The 16,849-nt window shown below is 58.0% G+C and carries 15 protein-coding genes; 10 read left to right on the forward strand and 5 right to left on the reverse strand.

The genetic code is table 11. The annotated features are described in order from the left end of the window. The 4 genes from M0974_RS00050 to M0974_RS00065 all read left to right on the forward strand — a co-directional run. The coding region (locus M0974_RS00050) for an amidohydrolase family protein (protein WP_297830959.1) at positions 1–355 on the forward strand (355 nt) is incomplete at its 5' end. A gap of 88 nt (positions 356–443) precedes the next feature. Beyond that, positions 444–1,616, forward strand: a complete 1,173-nt coding sequence (locus tag M0974_RS00055; RefSeq protein ID WP_297830962.1) for an acyl-CoA dehydrogenase family protein — start codon at positions 444–446, stop codon at positions 1,614–1,616. Between the two features lie 215 nt (positions 1,617–1,831). After that, on the forward strand, positions 1,832–3,259 hold the full coding sequence (locus tag M0974_RS00060; protein WP_297830964.1) for an LLM class flavin-dependent oxidoreductase: 1,428 nt from the start codon (positions 1,832–1,834) through the stop codon (positions 3,257–3,259). 31 nt (positions 3,260–3,290) lie between these two features. Next, positions 3,291–4,532 (forward strand): acyl-CoA dehydrogenase family protein, encoded by a 1,242-nt coding sequence (locus M0974_RS00065; RefSeq protein ID WP_297830967.1) that lies wholly within the window; start codon positions 3,291–3,293, stop codon positions 4,530–4,532. 142 nt (positions 4,533–4,674) lie between these two features. Here M0974_RS00065 and M0974_RS00070 read toward each other — a convergent pair whose 3' ends face one another. From M0974_RS00070 to M0974_RS00080, 3 genes are all read right to left on the reverse strand, one after another. Continuing rightward, positions 4,675–6,039, reverse strand: coding sequence for a TIGR00366 family protein (locus M0974_RS00070; protein WP_297830970.1), 1,365 nt, complete (start codon positions 6,037–6,039; stop codon positions 4,675–4,677). A gap of 126 nt (positions 6,040–6,165) precedes the next feature. After that, positions 6,166–7,380, reverse strand: coding sequence for a CaiB/BaiF CoA-transferase family protein (locus tag M0974_RS00075; RefSeq protein ID WP_297830973.1), 1,215 nt, complete (start codon positions 7,378–7,380; stop codon positions 6,166–6,168). A gap of 146 nt (positions 7,381–7,526) precedes the next feature. Continuing rightward, a complete protein-coding gene (locus M0974_RS00080; RefSeq protein ID WP_297830975.1) occupies positions 7,527–8,417 on the reverse strand; it encodes a LysR family transcriptional regulator in 891 nt (296 codons plus the stop codon). Positions 8,418–8,542: 125 nt separating this feature from the next. On the opposite strand from M0974_RS00080, the gene M0974_RS00085 reads away from it, so the two are divergent. From M0974_RS00085 to M0974_RS00100, 4 genes are all read left to right on the forward strand, one after another. Next, entirely contained in the window at positions 8,543–9,403 is an 861-nt protein-coding gene (locus M0974_RS00085) for a CoA ester lyase (protein WP_297830977.1), read from the forward strand. Between the two features lie 76 nt (positions 9,404–9,479). Then, on the forward strand, positions 9,480–10,829 hold the full coding sequence (locus tag M0974_RS00090) for a 2-hydroxycarboxylate transporter family protein (RefSeq protein ID WP_297830980.1): 1,350 nt from the start codon (positions 9,480–9,482) through the stop codon (positions 10,827–10,829). 16 nt (positions 10,830–10,845) lie between these two features. Further along, entirely contained in the window at positions 10,846–11,706 is an 861-nt protein-coding gene (locus M0974_RS00095; RefSeq protein ID WP_297830983.1) for an amidohydrolase, read from the forward strand. Positions 11,707–11,763: 57 nt separating this feature from the next. Continuing rightward, the gene (locus tag M0974_RS00100; protein ID WP_297830986.1) at positions 11,764–13,233 is read left to right on the forward strand and encodes an MmgE/PrpD family protein; all 1,470 of its coding nucleotides are present in this window, start codon (positions 11,764–11,766) and stop codon (positions 13,231–13,233) included. A 128-nt stretch (positions 13,234–13,361) separates the two neighbouring features. Here the strand turns inward: M0974_RS00100 and M0974_RS00105 are convergent, their stop codons facing one another. Both M0974_RS00105 and M0974_RS00110 read right to left on the reverse strand, forming a co-directional pair. Continuing rightward, positions 13,362–13,688, reverse strand: coding sequence for a 4-methylmuconolactone methylisomerase (locus M0974_RS00105; protein ID WP_297830989.1), 327 nt, complete (start codon positions 13,686–13,688; stop codon positions 13,362–13,364). An 11-nt stretch (positions 13,689–13,699) separates the two neighbouring features. After that, on the reverse strand, positions 13,700–14,983 hold the full coding sequence (locus M0974_RS00110) for an MFS transporter (protein ID WP_297830992.1): 1,284 nt from the start codon (positions 14,981–14,983) through the stop codon (positions 13,700–13,702). Positions 14,984–15,285: 302 nt separating this feature from the next. On the opposite strand from M0974_RS00110, the gene M0974_RS00115 reads away from it, so the two are divergent. Then, entirely contained in the window at positions 15,286–16,047 is a 762-nt protein-coding gene (locus M0974_RS00115) for an SDR family oxidoreductase (protein WP_297830995.1), read from the forward strand. A gap of 12 nt (positions 16,048–16,059) precedes the next feature. Further along, a complete protein-coding gene (locus M0974_RS00120) occupies positions 16,060–16,512 on the forward strand; it encodes a lipocalin-like domain-containing protein (RefSeq protein ID WP_297830998.1) in 453 nt (150 codons plus the stop codon). Positions 16,513–16,849: the final 337 nt, after the last annotated feature.

Consider the following 16,849-nt stretch of genomic DNA (forward strand, 5'->3'; position numbering starts at 1 on the left):
CACCCCCGACCCCGCCTTCAATAACCCCGACCATTTGGCCAAGGTCGCCCAAGCGTTCCCGCAGCTGTCCATCGTCTGCTACCACGGCTACTGGCCAAACGTGCAACAAGCGCTTGGCGTTGCCTTCCGCTACCCGAACATTTACCTGGTGCCGGACATGTACCTGTTCCAGCCGGGCAGCGAAGCTTATGTCCAAGCGGCCAATGGCTTTCTGGCGGACCAGTTGCTGTTTGGCTCGTCGTATCCGTTCCGCCCCATTCGCCAATCCATCGACGACGTTTTGAGCCTGGGTTTCAACGCATCGGTGCTCGACAACGTGCTCTACGGCAACGCCGCCAGGCTGTTTGGTCTGTAAACCGTCTCGATACGCGCCGAGGCAGGCTGCCCGGCGCTGTGCCTTCAAGTGACCGCCTGCCCGCCTCTCTCTTTCAAGGAGTTCCCCTGTGACCATCCCCAACGATCCTGTGCAGGTCGGCCGCCGTCTGGCGGCCGACTGGGCCACCACTGCCGTCGAGCGCGACGAACGCGGTGGCACCCCAAAAGTCGAGCGCGACGCCCTGCGCGACAGCGGCCTGCTCACCCTGAGTATTCCCCGTGAATTCGGCGGCCTCGGAGCTAGCTGGAGTGACACCCTAAACATGGTGCGCGAGTTCGCCAAGGTCGACAGCTCGATGGCCCATGTGTTTGGTTTCCAACACTTGATGTTGGCCACTGTGCGCCTGTTCGCCCGTCCCGATCAGTGGCAACTCTGGCTAGAGCAAACAGTCCAGCAACGCTGGTTCTGGGGCAACGCCCTTAACCCGCTGGACACCCGCACAGTGGCAACGCGTGTTGACGCCGGGCGCGAGTTTTCGGGAATGAAAAGCTTTTGTTCCGGGGCCAGCGACTCCGACCGGCTGATTGCTTCGGCGCTGGACGGAGGCCCCGGAGGCAAATTGTTGATCGCCGCGATCCCCACTCAGCGCGCCGGCATTACCTTGCTCGACGACTGGAACAACATGGGCCAACGCCAGACCGACAGCGGCAGCGCTCGTTTCGAACGGGTGTGGGTGGCAGAGGATGAACTGCTTCTAGACCCCGGCCCGCTGAGTACGGTGTTTTCCGGCCTGCGGCCACTGTTGGCGCAACTGACGTTCGTCAATCTGTTCCTCGGCATTGCCGAAGGGGCGTTTGAGCAGGCGCGGCACTATACAACCCATGAAGCGCGGCCCTGGTTCAAGGCCGAGGTAGGCCAAGCGGTCGACGACCCCTATGTGCTGGCCCATTACGGGGAGTTCTGGGCCGGCCTGGAGGCGGTACGTGCCCTGGCCGAACGGGCCAACGCCTTGTTCGACAAGGCCTGGAACACCGGTGAACAGCTGGGTGCCGACGAGCGAGCGAACCTGGCCCTGGCCATTGGCAGCGCCAAGGTCCATGCCACGCGGGTTGGCCTTGACCTGTGCTCTCGGCTGTTTGAAGTGACCGGTGCCCGCGCCACCAACGCCTCTCGGCGCTTCGACCGTTACTGGCGCAATCTGCGGACCCAGACCTTGCACGACCCGGTGGACTACCGCATCCGCGAACTCGGCGAGTGGGCCTTGAAGCAGAAGCCGCCCACACCGAGTTTTTATTCCTGACTCATGCCACCACGGCAGGTTAAAGCCACTGTTCACCACCATTCACTTGAACGACAAGGTGTTGCCACAGCAACACTTTGCCTGACCAAAAACACCCACAACCATTGCATTACAGGGCTTTGAGTGCACGGCACGGACTGTGCAATAGCTCCTGAAAACCATTATTCATGCGCCCTGCGTGCCCAATGAACTTAGAAAGTAGGAGTTAATCGACTATGGCCACTCGCATTATTCTCAATGCGTTTGAAATGACCTGCGTTAGTCATCAGGCAGCAGGCACCTGGCGTCACCCGGACAGCCAAGCGTGGAAATACAAAGACCTCGATTACTGGGTTGAGTTGGCCAAGCTGCTTGAGCGTGGCTATTTCGACTCGGTCTTTATCGCCGACGTGGTGGGTGTCTATGACGTCTATCGCGGCTCGGTGGAAACCTCATTGCTCGATGCCGATCAGGTGCCGGTCAACGATCCCTTCTTTCAAGTGCCGGCCATGGCCACCGTCACCAAACACTTGGGCTTCGGTGTGACCTCGGCGCTGACTTATGAGCAGCCTTATGCCCTGGCAAGAAAGTTCTCGACCCTCGATCATTTGACCAAGGGCCGTGTGGCGTGGAACGTGGTGACCTCGTACCTCAACAGTGCTGCGGTCAACTTGGGCCTCAAGCAGCAGATCTCCCATGATGAACGTTATGACATCGCCGATGAGTTTCTGGATGTCACCTACAAACTGTGGGAAGGCTCTTGGGATGAAGACGCGGTGCTGCGTGACCGTGAGCGTGGCATCTTTACCGACCCGACCAAGGTCCACCCAATTGGCCACAAGGGTAAGTACTTCGATGTACCGGGTATCCACCTGTCCGAACCCTCGCCACAGCGCACCCCAGTGATTTTCCAGGCCGGTGCATCCAGCCGTGGCCGGGCCTTTGCCGCCAAGCACGCCGAAGGCGTGTTCATCAGCCCGGCCACCGCAGAGCAAGCGCGCGAGGTGTCCGATGACATCCGCAAGCGCGCCGTGGAAGCCGGCCGTACTCGCGATTCGGTCAAGGTGTTCACGCTGCTGACGGTGATTACCGGTGAAAGCGATGAAGCCGCACAAGCCAAGTACCGCGAGTACCTGAGCTATAGCAACGGCGAAGGCATGCTGTCGTTTTACGGCGGCTGGACCGGGATCGATTTTTCCGAATACGACCCGGACCAACCCCTGGAAGCAATCGACAACGACAGCATCCGTTCAGTGCTGGAGTTGCTCGCCACCGCAGACCCTGACCGCAAATGGACACCGCGCGACATTATCAAACACCGCAGCATTGGTGGTCTGGGCCCGGTGTTGGTGGGCGGCCCTAAAACGGTGTCCGACGAACTGGAGCGCTGGGTGGACGTAGGCGGCATCGACGGCTTCAACCTGGCCTATGCCATCACACCAGGAACCTTTGAAGATTTCGTGGAGTTTATCGTCCCGGAACTGCAACGCCGGGGCCGTGTGCGCACTTCCTATGAAGGCAACACACTGCGAGAAAACCTGCTCGATGGCAATTCGGCCTACGCCGCTGCTGACCATCCGGCCGCCCGTTATCGTGGTGCGTTCAGGAACGGGGCCAACGCCACCGACAAAACCAAGCCGTCCAAATTTTCTGACCTGACTTGACGCTCATTTGCGCTGAAGAGGAATCCATTCCATGTCCAGTTTCACCACTCTGAACACGCTATCAGTCGGTACTGATTATGAAACGCTGGCCGAACGCTTCCGGCCGATTTTCGCCCGCATTGCTGAGGGCGCCGTCGAGCGCGAGCGCAACCGTACGCTGCCGTTCGAGCCGATCAAATGGCTGAAAGAAGCCGGTTTTGGCGCCGTGCGTATCCCGGTCGAATTCGGGGGCGCCGGCGCCTCGCTGCCCCAACTGTTCCAGTTACTGATTGAACTGGCCACCGCCGACTCCAACGTGCCACAGGCCCTTCGCGGCCACTTTGCCTTCGTGGAAGACCGCCTCAACGCCCAGGCATTTAGCCCGCAGGACGTCTGGTTCAAGCGCTTTGTCGCCGGGGAGTTGGTCGGCAATGCCTGGACTGAGGTGGGCGACGTGAAGCTCGGCCAAGTGATTACCCGCATCAGCCGCCAGGGCGAACAGTGGGTCGCCAATGGCACCAAGTACTACAGCACCGGAAGCCTGTTCGCCGACTGGATCGATCTCTACGCCCAACGGGATGACAACGGCGCCGACGTGATCGCAGCGGTCCGCGTGCAGCAACCGGGTGTGCGTCAAAGCGACGATTGGGATGGCTTCGGTCAGCGCACCACCGGCAGCGGCACTTCGGTGTTTGAAAACGCCGTGGTCGACGACGAAAACTTGATCGACTTCTCCACGCGCTTCAAATACCAGACGGCGTTCTATCAATTAACGCTGCTGGCGGTGCTGGTGGGGTCTGGCCGTGCGGCCGTGCGGGATATTGCCGAACAGGTTCGCAACCGTACCCGGGTTTTCAGCCACGGCAATGCGCCGTCGGCCCGTGATGATGCCCAGGTGCAGCAAGTGGTGGGCAAAGCCTCAGCCCAGGTCTACGCCGCCGAAGCGACTGCCCTGCGCGCCGCACACGCCTCGCAACGGGCGTATGTTGCGCACTTCGGCAAGAACGAGCAGGTCGAACGCGAGGCCAACATTGCCGCTGAGCTGGAGTCGGCCCAAGGGCAAGTGGCGATTTCTGAACTGGTGCTTCGCGCCACAAGCGACCTGTTCAATGCCTTGGGCGCATCGGCCACCCGCGTCACCCTGCAACTAGATCGGCACTGGCGCAATGCCCGCACCGCAGCCTCACACAATCCGTTGATCTACAAAGAGCGGATCATTGGTGACTGGGAAATCAACGGCACCGAGCCACCCTTTGTGTGGCAGATCGGCGGCGGCACTGCGCAAAACCGTTAAGCACTCCCGAGACAGAAATAAGGCCAGCCTGCGTGCTGGTCTTATTTTTTCTGGCAGGGAGGCCATCTCCCAACACGCTAATCTGCTACCTCACGCGTTATCGTTATGGGACAGGTACCCACGGCTCGCAACCGGATGCGACTTACACCAGAAGCAATAGTGCAGCTCCGTACACCACCGCGCCCACCAGGAACGTCGCGAAGGTAAAGCCCAGCACGCGCTGCACGCCAACACCGGCCATCGCCACTACCGGCGCTGCCCAGAAAGGCTGCAACATGTTGGACACCTGCTCGCCCATGGCGACGGCCATGGTGGTCGCCGGCAGCGACGCGTGCAACGTAACCGCCGCCGGGATGACAAACGGCCCCTGCACCGCCCAATGGCCGCCGCCGCTTGGAATCAGAAACGTCACCACCAGCGAGCAAATGTAGCTCCAGAACGGCAGCGTGTGCTCGTTTGAAATAGCCACAAACGAATTGGAAATCACCCCCGGCAGGCCGGTGGCTTCCATGATGCCCATCAGGCCGCCGTACAGCGGGTATTGCAGCATCATCGAACCGCTTTGCTTGGCGGCATTCTTCACCGCATTGGCATACGCCAACGGGTAGCGATGCAACAGGATGCCGGCGGTGAACATCACAAATATCACCGCGTTAACACCGGCGAACTGCAGTTGCCCGAACCAGGCGAAGACCATCACTGCAATCCCGCCCGCGCCCATCAACACGCTGCCCAGCCATGAATATTCCAGGCGCTGCGCAAAGGTCCATGGGCCTTGCGGTTTGCTCTCCGGCACAGGGTCCGGGTGTTTGCTGATGTCTAGAGCGATAACGTCATCGCCGCGTGGTCGCAAGACCGCCAGTACAAACGGGATGACCAGCACCATCACCAGATTGGGCACTAGGTTGAATGGCGCGAAGACCATGTCGCCAAGACCCAACACCTGACCAGTGACTTTTTCCACCACATTCATCGGGCTGCCCGCAGTGGATTGCGCAAGCACGATGGAACTTGAAAGACCACCGGCCCAGACCACCCAGCCGGAAAATCCTGCAGCAACGATCCAGGCGAAATCTACGTGCATGCGCTTGGCGATTTCACGCGCCAACAACGCACTCATGACCAGACCAAAGCCCCAGTTGAAAAATGAAGTCACCGCGACACTGACGAATATCAGCGCGCCAGCTTGCGCCGGCGTGCGTGCCAGGCTGATCAGTCGGGTGAAGAAGCGCTGCACGATCGGCGCATGGGCCAATGCGTGGCCCAGCACCAGCACCAGGGTGATTTGCAGCGCAAAGGTGAAGATGTTGAAGAAGCCCTTGTACCAGCCAGACAAGATGTTGGTCATGGAAGCCTGCGGCCCCCAGATCAACGCCGCGAGAGCGATCAGGAAGGTAAGGAATACCGCGAGCACGAACGGATCAGGGATTGTGCGTTCGAACACCCGGATGGTGTTGTCAGTGACCCGCGTGCGCAGGCTTCGAGGCTTGCTGAGCGCGGCGGTCATTGGGCCATACCCCGCGCAAAACGTGACAGGCCCAAGTGTTGCAGGTCGATTGGCATGAAGTGAATCCTATTGTGATTATTATGGACAAAACGGCTTAAAGCGCCCTGTTAACAATATTGACCGGGCCTACAGCAGCGCTCCACATTCGCGCAAACCACTGATTTGCTCGTCGGTGAAACCATGGGCACGCAGGACTTCATCGGAGTCCTGACCGAAGGCCGGCGCAGCAAAAGGCTGCGGGCCAGGCGTGCGGCCGTAGCGAATCGGGCGAGTAAAACCACGGTAGTGACCGACCACCGGATGCTGGTAATCGGCAATCAGGTCTTCGGCCTGGCACTGCGGATGATCGAACATATCTTCGATACGTCGCGCGGCTGCACAGGGCACCGCGTCGCCGAATTCGACTTCCCACTCCAGCGCCGTCCGCGCCTGCAATGCCGCATGCAGTTGTGGAACAATCACCGCATGTTGCTCAGCGCGCTTGCGCACACTGTCGTAGCGATCATCGAGCAGATTCAGCAGGCCCGTCTTTTCGCACAGCGCTCGCCAGAAATGCGGCGTGTTGGCAGACAGATAGAGGTGGCCTTCGCGCGTCGGGTGGATGCCGGTGATACCGCCAGAACGCATGTCGCGGTCCATTTCGGCAGGTTCGTTTTCAGCCCAGATCAGTCGTGCCGATTGCATGGCCAAGGCACTGCGCAGCAGTGAAACACCTACGTATTGGCCTTCACCGGTTTTCTCTCGTTCGAACAACGCCGACGATACGCCACCTGCGACCAGCGCCGCCGCGTAGTAATCCACCACCGATCCATACAGCACTTCCGGCGGACCGCCCGGTTTGCTTTGTGCGGCACACATGCCGGTCATGGTTTGCAGAACTTGATCGTATCCGGCCTTGTCTTTCAGCGGCCCGCTTTCGCCATAACCAGTGACAGCGCAATAGATCAAGCGCGGGTTGAGTGCCTTCAGTTGCTCGTAACCGATGCCCAACCGGTCCGGCACGCTGGGACGAAAGTTGTGCACCAGCACATCGGCTTCGCGGACAAGGGCATGCAGCGTTTCCAGTCCCTCAGCACGTTTGAGGTCGAGCACTACCCCCAATTTGCTACGATTGACGCCGAGGAACGCGCGACTTTCGCTGGCGAGGGTCGAAGGGTATTTGCGCAGATTGTCGCCGGTCGGCGGCTCGATCTTGATCACTTCAGCGCCTTGATCGGCGAGCAGCGAGCAGCCATAAGGCCCGGCAATATAGGCGCTCAAGTCCAGCACCTTGATCCCGCTCAAAGGGCCAACCGGCCCTGAGCGATCCAGGCGTGACGAGGGTGTGAGGCGCTCACTCATGACAATATCTCCGCAGTGCTTTTTATTCGTATGGCGCAGCCGCTCCCCTGGGAAGCCAACATGGCGCAGCATCGAAATAAAGTCTGAGGCTCCGAACAAGATATTAAAAATAGTTTTCAATAGCTTCAGAGTGAAATAAAAATGGATTAACCAATCATTTCATCCTGATCATGTGGGTGCTCGTAAAGTACTTCACAGAATGCGCCGATGAGTTTGACCTTCGCCGAGTTGCGCTTCCACAGCAGCCCTAGCGGACGGCGCAGCCCAGCGCCCGGCAACGGCAACTGCGCCAGCGCATCGAGGTTGGCGTGCAGAGGTTGCCAACGCGGCACCAGCGACACACCAAGCCCTCCGCCAACCATGGCAGCGATTGCGTCCAACGCGTCAATCTCAAAACGTTCACGCGGCGCTATGCCCGCCTCCAGCAAGTAACGGTCAGCGAGCAGGCCGCCCCAAGACCTGCGGTGATAGCGAATGAACGGCTCGCTGGCCAGCACCTGATGCGCGTCGCGGCCAATCAATTGCGCCGGAGCCAGTACGATAAACGGCTCATCGTGGAACGGGCGCCAAGTGAACTCCTTTGGTAGCTCGAAAACGGGACGGACCATTAGCGCCACATCAATGTCCCCCGCCACGACTTTGCGATACAGCTCGGTGGACACAGCGGGTTCAAGATGAGTGTGCAAATGTTTATGGCGCTCGATCAATGTAGCCAGGACGCGCGGCACCAGATATGCCAGCGCCGTGGAAATGCAGCCAATGCGCAGGTCCCCGGCGACCACGTCCAGCGCAGCGATAGCGCTGAGGTCTCGCGTACGGCGCACCAGTTCCGCTGCAGGTTCGATCAACGCCAGGCCCGCCGCAGTCGCCTGCATGTTGCGCCCGGCGCGGGTCAGCAGCGTTGCGCCGATTTCGTGCTCCAGTGCCTTGATGCGTTGCGCGACGGCTGTGGGTGTGAGGTTAAGCGCGCGGGCCGCAGCGGCGGTGGAGCCCAAGCGCGCGACCTGAAGAAAGCTTTCGAGGTATCGCGTGTCCATAGTGAATATTTTTTAGACTCTAATTCAAGTAATACGCACTTTAGTTATCTTCCTGTGATTTGCAATATAGATCCCGCTGCGCCCTCCCTTGGCGTGGTCCATAAAAAAAACATCGAGGATCGTCAATGCGCAGCAAACTCTTCGTGCCCGGGTCGCGCCCCGAACTCTTCGCCAAAGCGATGGCCTCAAAAGCAGATGCCGTCAGTTTCGATCTGGAAGACGCCGTTGATCCAAGCGCCAAAGACAGCGCCCGTCAGCAGCTTTCTGACTTCCTGCGTACGCTGGGACCTACGAGCAAAACCGTGGTGGTGCGTATCAACGATCAATCCTCACCCCATTATGAAAACGATTTGATAGCGCTGGTGGGTACTGCAATGCAGGTCGTCAACCTGCCGAAAGTGGAATGCGCCGCACAGATTCATTCCCTCGCGCAACGCCTCGACGAACTTGAAGCACAGCAAGGCGTCACTCAACCCATTGCAATTCTGGTGACCATCGAGTCGCCAAAGGGTTTGCGTAATGCGGCGCAAATCGCTGCCGCCAGCCCAAGGGTCAACGGCCTGCAACTGGGACTCGCTGATTTGCTGGAACCGCTGGGAATAGATCGCAAGGACCCATGGACGCTGCATCAGATCCGCCTGAGCCTGCGTCTGGCGGCGGGCGAAGCGGGCGTGGCGACTTACGACTCAGCGTTCGCACGAGTCAATGATCCCCAGGGTTTCGCCGCTGAAGCAAAGACCGCGCGGCAACTCGGCTACGTGGGTAAATCCTGCATTCACCCTACCCAAATCGATCTCGCCAATCAGGCATTTTTGCCTGATGCCGAGCAGATCGCCCATGCGTTGCGCGTGGTCGAGGCTGCGGCAAAAGCCGAAGCGGCGGGCATCGGCGCCTATCTGGTCGATGGCCAGATGGTCGACGGTCCGTTCGTGCGCAGCGCTCAGGCACTGCTGGCGCAAGCGCGCAGCGCGGGTCTGGTCAATTAGCAACACGGCCAACACATGAGTTGAACGCGGCGTGCTCACCGCGTCGAAAAAACAACAATAAAATAAAGAGGTGGGTATGCATAACGCTGAACCACTCGCCACGCCAGCCGCACGTTCGTCTGCAAAAACAGCGACGTTCTGGTTCGAAACGCGTGTCGGGTTTATTCCCTTGATCATTTACATTCCGCTGGCCTTGCTGATCCTGGGCCTGATCCTCACCGGTGAGTTGAAATCCGACTTACCGATCATGATTGCAGTGATCGGCATGGGCGGCGCCACTTGTGCGGAAATCGGAAAGCGCATACCGGTGCTCGGCAAAATGGGCGGCGCGGCAATCGTCTCAGCTTTTCTGCCCTCCTATCTCGTCAGCCTCGGCTGGATTCACGCGGACCTGATCAAGCCGGTGACCGACTTCACCAAGTCCAGCAACTTCATTTACCTGTTCGTCTCGGCTGTGGTGGTCGGCAGCATCTTCACCATGGACCGCGAGTTGATCATCAAGGGCTTCGCCAAGATCTTCCTGCCACTGGTGGTGGGCTCGGTGCTGGCGCTGGCGGCAGGCACGGCGGTCGGTGTCGCCTGCGGCATGCCGCTACGTCAGGTATTGTTTTTCGTGATCATTCCGGTAATGGGTGGCGGGCTCGGCGAAGGCGCCATCCCGTTGTCCGTCGGTTACGGCGAAGTTATGGGCGTCGACTCTGGCCGCATCCTCGCGCAGCTATTGCCCGTGATTCTACTGGGCAATCTGTGCGCGATCATGATCTGCGGCTTGCTCGACATGATCGGTAAACGCTACCCGCAACTCACCGGTAACGGACGATTGCAGTTGGGCGAAAAGGCCGCTGACGACCTGCCTGTCACACTACAGAACTCTGTGCAGGAACCGAGTGAGCTGGTCAATGACGTGATTGCTGCTGGCATGTGCGCCATCGCGCTGTATCTGGCCGGGGTCATGATGCACGCCTTGTTCGGTCTACCAGGACCGGTGTGCATGCTATTTCTGGCAGTCCTACTGAAGCTGCTCAAGGCCATTCCGGTGCGACTGGAAAGTGGTGCGAAAACGCTGTTCAAATTCTTTACCACCTGCGTCACATATCCGCTGCTGTTCGCCAACTCCATCGCTGTCACCCACTGGAGTGAACTGAGTTCAGCATTCCACGTGGGCAATCTGCTGACCATCGTCACCACCATTGGTGTTTTGGTCTTGACCGGTTGTGTCATGGCCCGGAAATTGGGCATGTACCCCATCGAAGTCGGCATCGTCAACGGCTGCCACAGTGGCCTCGGCGGTACGGGAGATATTGCTATCCTGACCGCCGCCAATCGCATGCAGCTGCTGCCTTTCGCGCAGATTTCCACCCGCATCGGTGGTGCAATCACAGTGATGCTGGCCTTGCTGCTGTTCTCGAATTTACCGCCAGTCTGATCCAGGAACCGGAACCATGGCTGAATCTTCAGTACCTCATTCTTTGTGCATCTCGCGCCCACAGCCTGCACTGCCGGCCAATGCGTGTGATGCCCATCTGCACATTCTCGATGCCCGGTTTACACCGGCCATCGCGGGCACGCCGACGCCGGACAATATGACGTGGGACGACTACCGGCTATTGCAGCAGCACGTCGGTTGCAGCCGCGCGGTGATCGTTCAGGCCAAGCACTATGGCTTCGATAACAGCTGCCTGTTGGATGCCATCGCGCGCAGTAATGGCCGAGCGCGCGGCATCGCGGTAGTCGCCCCTGATATCAGCGATGCCGAACTGGAACACCTCGACCAAGGCGGCGTTCGCGGATTGCGTTTCAGCCTGTGGAACAGCGGTAACGCAGTCGCCAGTTGGGACACCCTCGCCCCGCTGGCTGCACGCATCGCCGAGTTCGGCTGGCACATCCAGCTGCACGCTGCGGCTGAGCAACTGATCGTTCATGAGCGGTTGATTGACAACCTGCCAACGCCGCTGGTCATCGATCACATGGGCCGCTTGCCGCCACAAGAAGGTCTGAAGCACCCGGCAGCGCTGCTGCTTCGCCGCTGGCTAGAAGAAGGAAAAACCTGGATCAAGCTATCCGGCGCATACCTGAACAGTGACAGCGGCGCGCCCGAATATGCGCCGACGCTGACGACCGCGCGGCAATTGGTGGAATGGGCGCCGAGGCGAATGTTTTGGGGCAGCGACTGGCCACACGTTACCGAGCAACACAAACCTGACGACGCTCATCTGGCCAATCTGCTGAATGAGTGGGCCGGTGAGCACGTGCAAAAAATCCTGGTGGACAACCCTGCTGAGTTCTATGGCTTCACCGATTGAAGACCGGTCAGCAAACAGATTCGCCCATAAAAAATAACAATATCCATTGGAGTGCTCATGCCTTACATGATCGATAGGCGTCGCCTGCTCGGCGCGATGACTTGCCTGGCGCTGATGCCAGCGCTTTCATTCGCTGAAGATAAAACCCCATTAGCAGGCAAGACGACCAAGACCATCGCTGAGCAGTTGGCCGACTATGTGACGGCAACTCAGTACAGCACCCTGCCTGCAGATATCGTCGAGCGGGTGAAGGCACATTTTATCGACGCCATGGGCTGCGCCATCGGTGCGCTTAATCAGCCGCAAGTGCTAAAGGTGCGCGATGTCGCGCTCGCCGTGCCAGAAGGTGTGTCAACGGTGATCGGTACGACGCATAAAACCAGCATGGAGCTGGCCTCGTTCGCCAACGGCGCGGCAGTGCGTTACTTCGATCTTAACGATACCTATGCTGGCAAAGAGGTCGGCCACCCGAGCGATAACATCACACCGTGCCTGGCCGTCGCCGAGGCGCAAAAATGTTCCGGTCGGGACCTGATTCTCGCCATTGCCCTGGCCTATGAAATTGATTGCAGATTGCTCGACACCGTGCAGATCAGTGCTCGCGGCTGGGACCACCCGAATTTCAGTTTGCCCGCAGCGGCGCTCGCAACCGGTAAGTTAATGAGGCTGTCGTCGCAACAGCTGAGCGAAGCGATCAACCTGTCCTTCGCTGGACACCTAGCGATGAACCAGACCCGCTTGCAGGTGTTGTCGAACTGGAAAGGCCTGGCCGATGCCGAGGCGGGACGCAACGCAATATTCGCGGTGCAATTGGCCCGCGCCGGGTTGACTGGGCCTGCACCGGCCTTCGAGGGCAACGCCGGTTTTTTCAAACAGATCTCAGGCCCTTTCACGCTGGACACCGAGCAATTCGGCGGCCGCGCCGGCACCTTTAAAATCGCCGAATGCCAAGTCAAGCCTTACCCTGCACAAGCCCTGTTGCAAACTGCGATTGCCGCCGCGGCCAAGGCCGGCAAGGCGATTCCGGACACTGCCAAGGTGAAGTCAATCGTCGTTGCAACCTCGCATGTCGGTCATCAGTACTCTGCGGAATCGCCAGAAAAATTCGCCCCCAAGACACGGGAAACAGCCGACCATAGCCTGCCGTACATCGTGGTGCGGGCAATGTTAGATAAGGAGATCAAGGACTCCAGCTACTCAGATGAAGCACTGCACGATCCTCGACTGGTCGCGCTGCTGAAGAAGCTGACGGTGGAAGAGGATGACGCTCTGACTGAGCTTACGCCGCAACGCCTGCCAACACGCGTGACCGTCACGCTCGACGACGGGCGCGTCATCACCGAACAGGTGGATGACCTCCCTGGCTTCGGTGGGAAACCGCTCACCCGCGAAGGCACCGAAGAAAAATTCCTGCGGTCGGTCAACGGCGTCTGGTCAGACAAACAGTCGCGGGCATTTCTTGAGGTAGCGTGGAAGCTCGATCAACAGCATAACTTGAAGAGTTTGTTCAAGCACTTGGTGGCGTAGTCGTATTGGTGTGCATTTCGCCTTGGGCAATGCAGTTATCCGCATGATGTCCGAGGCCCTTGTTATGGCAACTGTTAAGCACCGCCGATTGCGCTGACCCAGCCGAGGTGTCGGTTTTTATTAGATCGCTACAACACCATATCGCCCGTCACAAATGGCTTGAGTCCGCCAATAAACGTTTTTCCGTGCTCAAACCAAACCTTTCTTTTATCGGCCGCCATGTAAAGCTCATAGTCGGACTGATCGCGAAACCAGCATTCCCCGATAGCATGCACAAGTGGCACCTCAAGATAGGGTACGTGGGTGTCGCTTGGGTTCTCTGATACAAGCCTAACCTCATATTTGTGCAGACCAGGAATACCCTCACTCATTTCAAAGTGACGTATACATTCTTGTTTAAAGATCTCATCGCTCATGGTTTGAGGTTTAACCAACAGGTAGACGATTCTAATCATTTGAGCTTCCTTTAAGTCCGTTGTCCGGACAACGGTTGCGGGGACGGGCCGGCTTCATTCTCAACAACGTCAAGTTCATCAAGTCGAACGCCCTTGGTTTCGGGTAGCAGCAACAGGGCAAATACAGCGATGGCGTAAGCGACAAGACAGAACGCGCCAACAGATTGGGACAGACCGAATTTAGCGGCCAGTAGCCCAACCCCCGTGACGGCCATAGCACCCACCGATTTGCCGACGTTGTACGAGAATCCCATGCACGTGGTGCGGACCTGGGTCGGGAATAACTCGCTCAGAAAGGGCCCCAGCGCCGCAAACATGCCGATCGCCAACGCACCAACCAAAAAACCCATGACGTGCGCTACCAAAGGGTTGAGCGGTACGAACATATAGGCAACGGTGACAATCCAGGAGGCCAACGACAGGATCATCAGAGTTGGGCGTCGGCCCAAGCGGTCAGACATGTAGGCGGTAGTGGCGAACCCGCACAGACTGCCTAGCGCCATGATCAAAATCGTCAGGATAAGCGACCCGGATACAACACCCCGTTCGGCCATCATCGCAGGCGTCCAGACCAGAATCACGTAGCAGCCCGCCTGTAATCCGATGACCAATAAGCTGGCAAGCATGCTGACCTTGATGTACTTGGCGGAAAACACGGTTCCGATAGATGCTTTATCAGTGTCTAGCTTTTGCGATTGTTTGAACGCATCCGAATCCTTGACGTTACGCCGAATGAAAATCACAACCAGCGCGGGAATCACACCGACCCAGAAAGCCAAACGCCAAGCGTACTCAGCGGGAAAATACGCGAGGATGCCAGTGACGACCAGCACGGCGCCAGCCCATCCCAAGGCAAAACCGGACTGCACGAAACCCAACGCCCTGCCGCGATTGTTTGGGTTGATGACCTCCGCCATGAGCGCTACGCCGATAGCCCATTCGCCGCCGAACCCCAAGCCCTGGAGAGTACGTGCGACCAGCAATTGCTCAAAATTTTGAGCAAACCCTGCAACGATTCCAAAGAAGGTAAACCAGCAAACAGTAAAAATCAGGATGCGCACCCGCCCGAAGCGGTCGCTCAGGATGCCTGCGATCCATCCGCCCAAGGCCGCCGACAGCAAGGCCGATGTCCCGATAACTCCCGCCTCGCCTTTGGTCAGCCCCCAGATCCCTATCAGCGTGGGCAGCAGGAAGCTGAACATCTGCATGTCATAGGAATCCAGGGCCCAGCCGGCATAGCAGGCCCAAAAGGTTTTCTTCTCACGCGGGGTGCCGCTTTTATACCAAGAGAACATCGCCGATCCTTATTGTTATGGGGGTGCCTCTAAGGGATCGAGCATGAACCAGTCTTGTTAATGTGCCCATTTACGTTATTGAAAGGCCGCCTTTTGCTTTTGCTAAGAAGCCAATGGCAACTGGCTCGTCGAGGCAGTGGTTGTTCAATTTCTGCTTCGAACTAATCCATGCTGCCTATATGACATATACCAATCATAGATTTCATTTATTAAAACTCGAGCGGTATTGTCTACGTGATTGAGTAACCCAATAGAGCCTGGCTTTTTGGCTCTGCCTGTTCTCACGTGATAGGAGTCTAAGCATGACAGCGCAACGTGTTCTGATAACAGCAGGTGCGGGCGGTATAGGCCGTGCCATTGTCGAAGCATTCACGGCCAAAGGCGCCAATGTTTTTGTTTGCGATATTGACACCCAGGGCTTGGCAAAACTGGAAGCGGATTTTCCAGGGGTACACACCACCCTGTGCGATATCTCCTGTCCCGCCGACATTGAAAAAATGGTGGCGCTGGCAGCCAAGACCCTGGGCGGCCTGGACGTCCTGGTTAATAACGCTGGTATCTCGGGGCCTACCGCTCCTGTCGAGAAACTGGATCCGGCTGAGTGGGCGAAGGTGGTGCAAGTCAACCTCAATGGCACGTTCAACGTGACCCACTTTGCCATTCCATTTCTGAAGCAATCCACTGCTGGCTCGATCATCAATATGTCGTCGGTGTCCGGTCGCTTCGGCTATCCAAATCGTAGCGCCTACTCCACCACCAAATGGGGCTTGATCGGTTTCACCAAGACACTGTCGATTGAGTTGGGCGAGTTCAACATTCGCGTCAACGCGATCTTGCCCGGCGCAGTGGACGGTCCGCGATTCCAGAAAGTGCTGGAAGGCCGTGCGCAGATCAGTGGCAAAAGCATTGAAGAAGAAACCGTTCTGGCCCTCGCTACGCAATCGATCAAGCACCTGGTCAACCCAAAGCATATCGCCGACCTGGCAGTGTTCATTACCTCGGACAGCGGTCAATCGATTTCCGGTCAAATGCTGCCCATCGACTGCGATATGCAGCACGCCTGAGAGGATATATCCATGAAGCTTCGTGATCAGTTGATCGGCGCCTGGAAACTGCACTCCTACGTCGAAATTCCGGTAGATGGTTCCGAGTCGTTCTACCCAATGGGCGAGCAGCCGATGGGCATCATCATGTATACGCCTGACGGATACATGTCGGCGCAACTGATGAAGCCAGAGGGCCGCAAGAACTTTGCGATCAACGACTTCTACAAAGGCACCCTTGAAGAGTACAAGGCCGCAGGTTCGACCTATGTCGCTTACACCGGCCCGTTCAAGGTCAATGAAGAAAAGCGCACTTTGACCCACAGCATGTTCATTTCGCTGTTTCCTAACTGGATGGGCCAAACCCAACCTCGCGTTGTCAGCCTGGAAGGCGACGTGCTGACGCTAGGCACTGAAACCCCCATCAGCTCCCAAGGCAAAACCGTCAATTCAAAACTGATATGGCATCGCGCTAAGCCTGAATAAGGCGTAAGGCGTTAACCGTTATTTTTTTCACTCGTTGCTACCTAGTTGCAAGGTAGCAACCCAATGCTCAAGCGTGGTTCCGATGGCACATCGAATCGTTGTCGTAGGTGGCGGTGCCGGCGGGCTGGAGCTGGCAAAATACAGTGCGGTGGGAGTATGGCCACGGCCAAGCAGGCAATCCCTCCAAGACGGTTGATACGGTCATGATTGCTGACATCTGCGCCCTACTGTAGGAACGATGATGGAGCTGAGCAACATCGACTTGAATCTGCTGGTCTCACTTGAGGTATTGCTTCAGGAATGCAATGTCACGCATGCGGCCCAACGGTTGGCCATC

It is taken from the genome of Pseudomonas sp. (assembly GCF_026224925.1).
GTDB lineage: Bacteria > Pseudomonadota > Gammaproteobacteria > Pseudomonadales > Pseudomonadaceae > Aquipseudomonas.

Excerpts from the sequence above, each read along its gene's own strand:
- M0974_RS00070 (WP_297830970.1), bottom strand. The coding sequence starts at position 6,039 with ATGACCGCCGCGCTCAGCAAGCCTCGAAGCCTGCGCACGCGGGTCACT.
- M0974_RS00065 (WP_297830967.1), top strand. The coding sequence starts at position 3,291 with ATGTCCAGTTTCACCACTCTGAACACGCTATCAGTCGGTACTGATTAT.
- M0974_RS00075 (WP_297830973.1), bottom strand. The coding sequence starts at position 7,380 with ATGAGTGAGCGCCTCACACCCTCGTCACGCCTGGATCGCTCAGGGCCG.
- M0974_RS00090 (WP_297830980.1), top strand. The coding sequence starts at position 9,480 with ATGCATAACGCTGAACCACTCGCCACGCCAGCCGCACGTTCGTCTGCA.
- M0974_RS00115 (WP_297830995.1), top strand. The coding sequence starts at position 15,286 with ATGACAGCGCAACGTGTTCTGATAACAGCAGGTGCGGGCGGTATAGGC.
- M0974_RS00080 (WP_297830975.1), bottom strand. The coding sequence starts at position 8,417 with ATGGACACGCGATACCTCGAAAGCTTTCTTCAGGTCGCGCGCTTGGGC.
- M0974_RS00100 (WP_297830986.1), top strand. The coding sequence starts at position 11,764 with ATGCCTTACATGATCGATAGGCGTCGCCTGCTCGGCGCGATGACTTGC.
- M0974_RS00060 (WP_297830964.1), top strand. The coding sequence starts at position 1,832 with ATGGCCACTCGCATTATTCTCAATGCGTTTGAAATGACCTGCGTTAGT.
- M0974_RS00105 (WP_297830989.1), bottom strand. The coding sequence starts at position 13,688 with ATGATTAGAATCGTCTACCTGTTGGTTAAACCTCAAACCATGAGCGAT.
- M0974_RS00110 (WP_297830992.1), bottom strand. The coding sequence starts at position 14,983 with ATGTTCTCTTGGTATAAAAGCGGCACCCCGCGTGAGAAGAAAACCTTT.
- M0974_RS00120 (WP_297830998.1), top strand. The coding sequence starts at position 16,060 with ATGAAGCTTCGTGATCAGTTGATCGGCGCCTGGAAACTGCACTCCTAC.
- M0974_RS00095 (WP_297830983.1), top strand. The coding sequence starts at position 10,846 with ATGGCTGAATCTTCAGTACCTCATTCTTTGTGCATCTCGCGCCCACAG.
- M0974_RS00085 (WP_297830977.1), top strand. The coding sequence starts at position 8,543 with ATGCGCAGCAAACTCTTCGTGCCCGGGTCGCGCCCCGAACTCTTCGCC.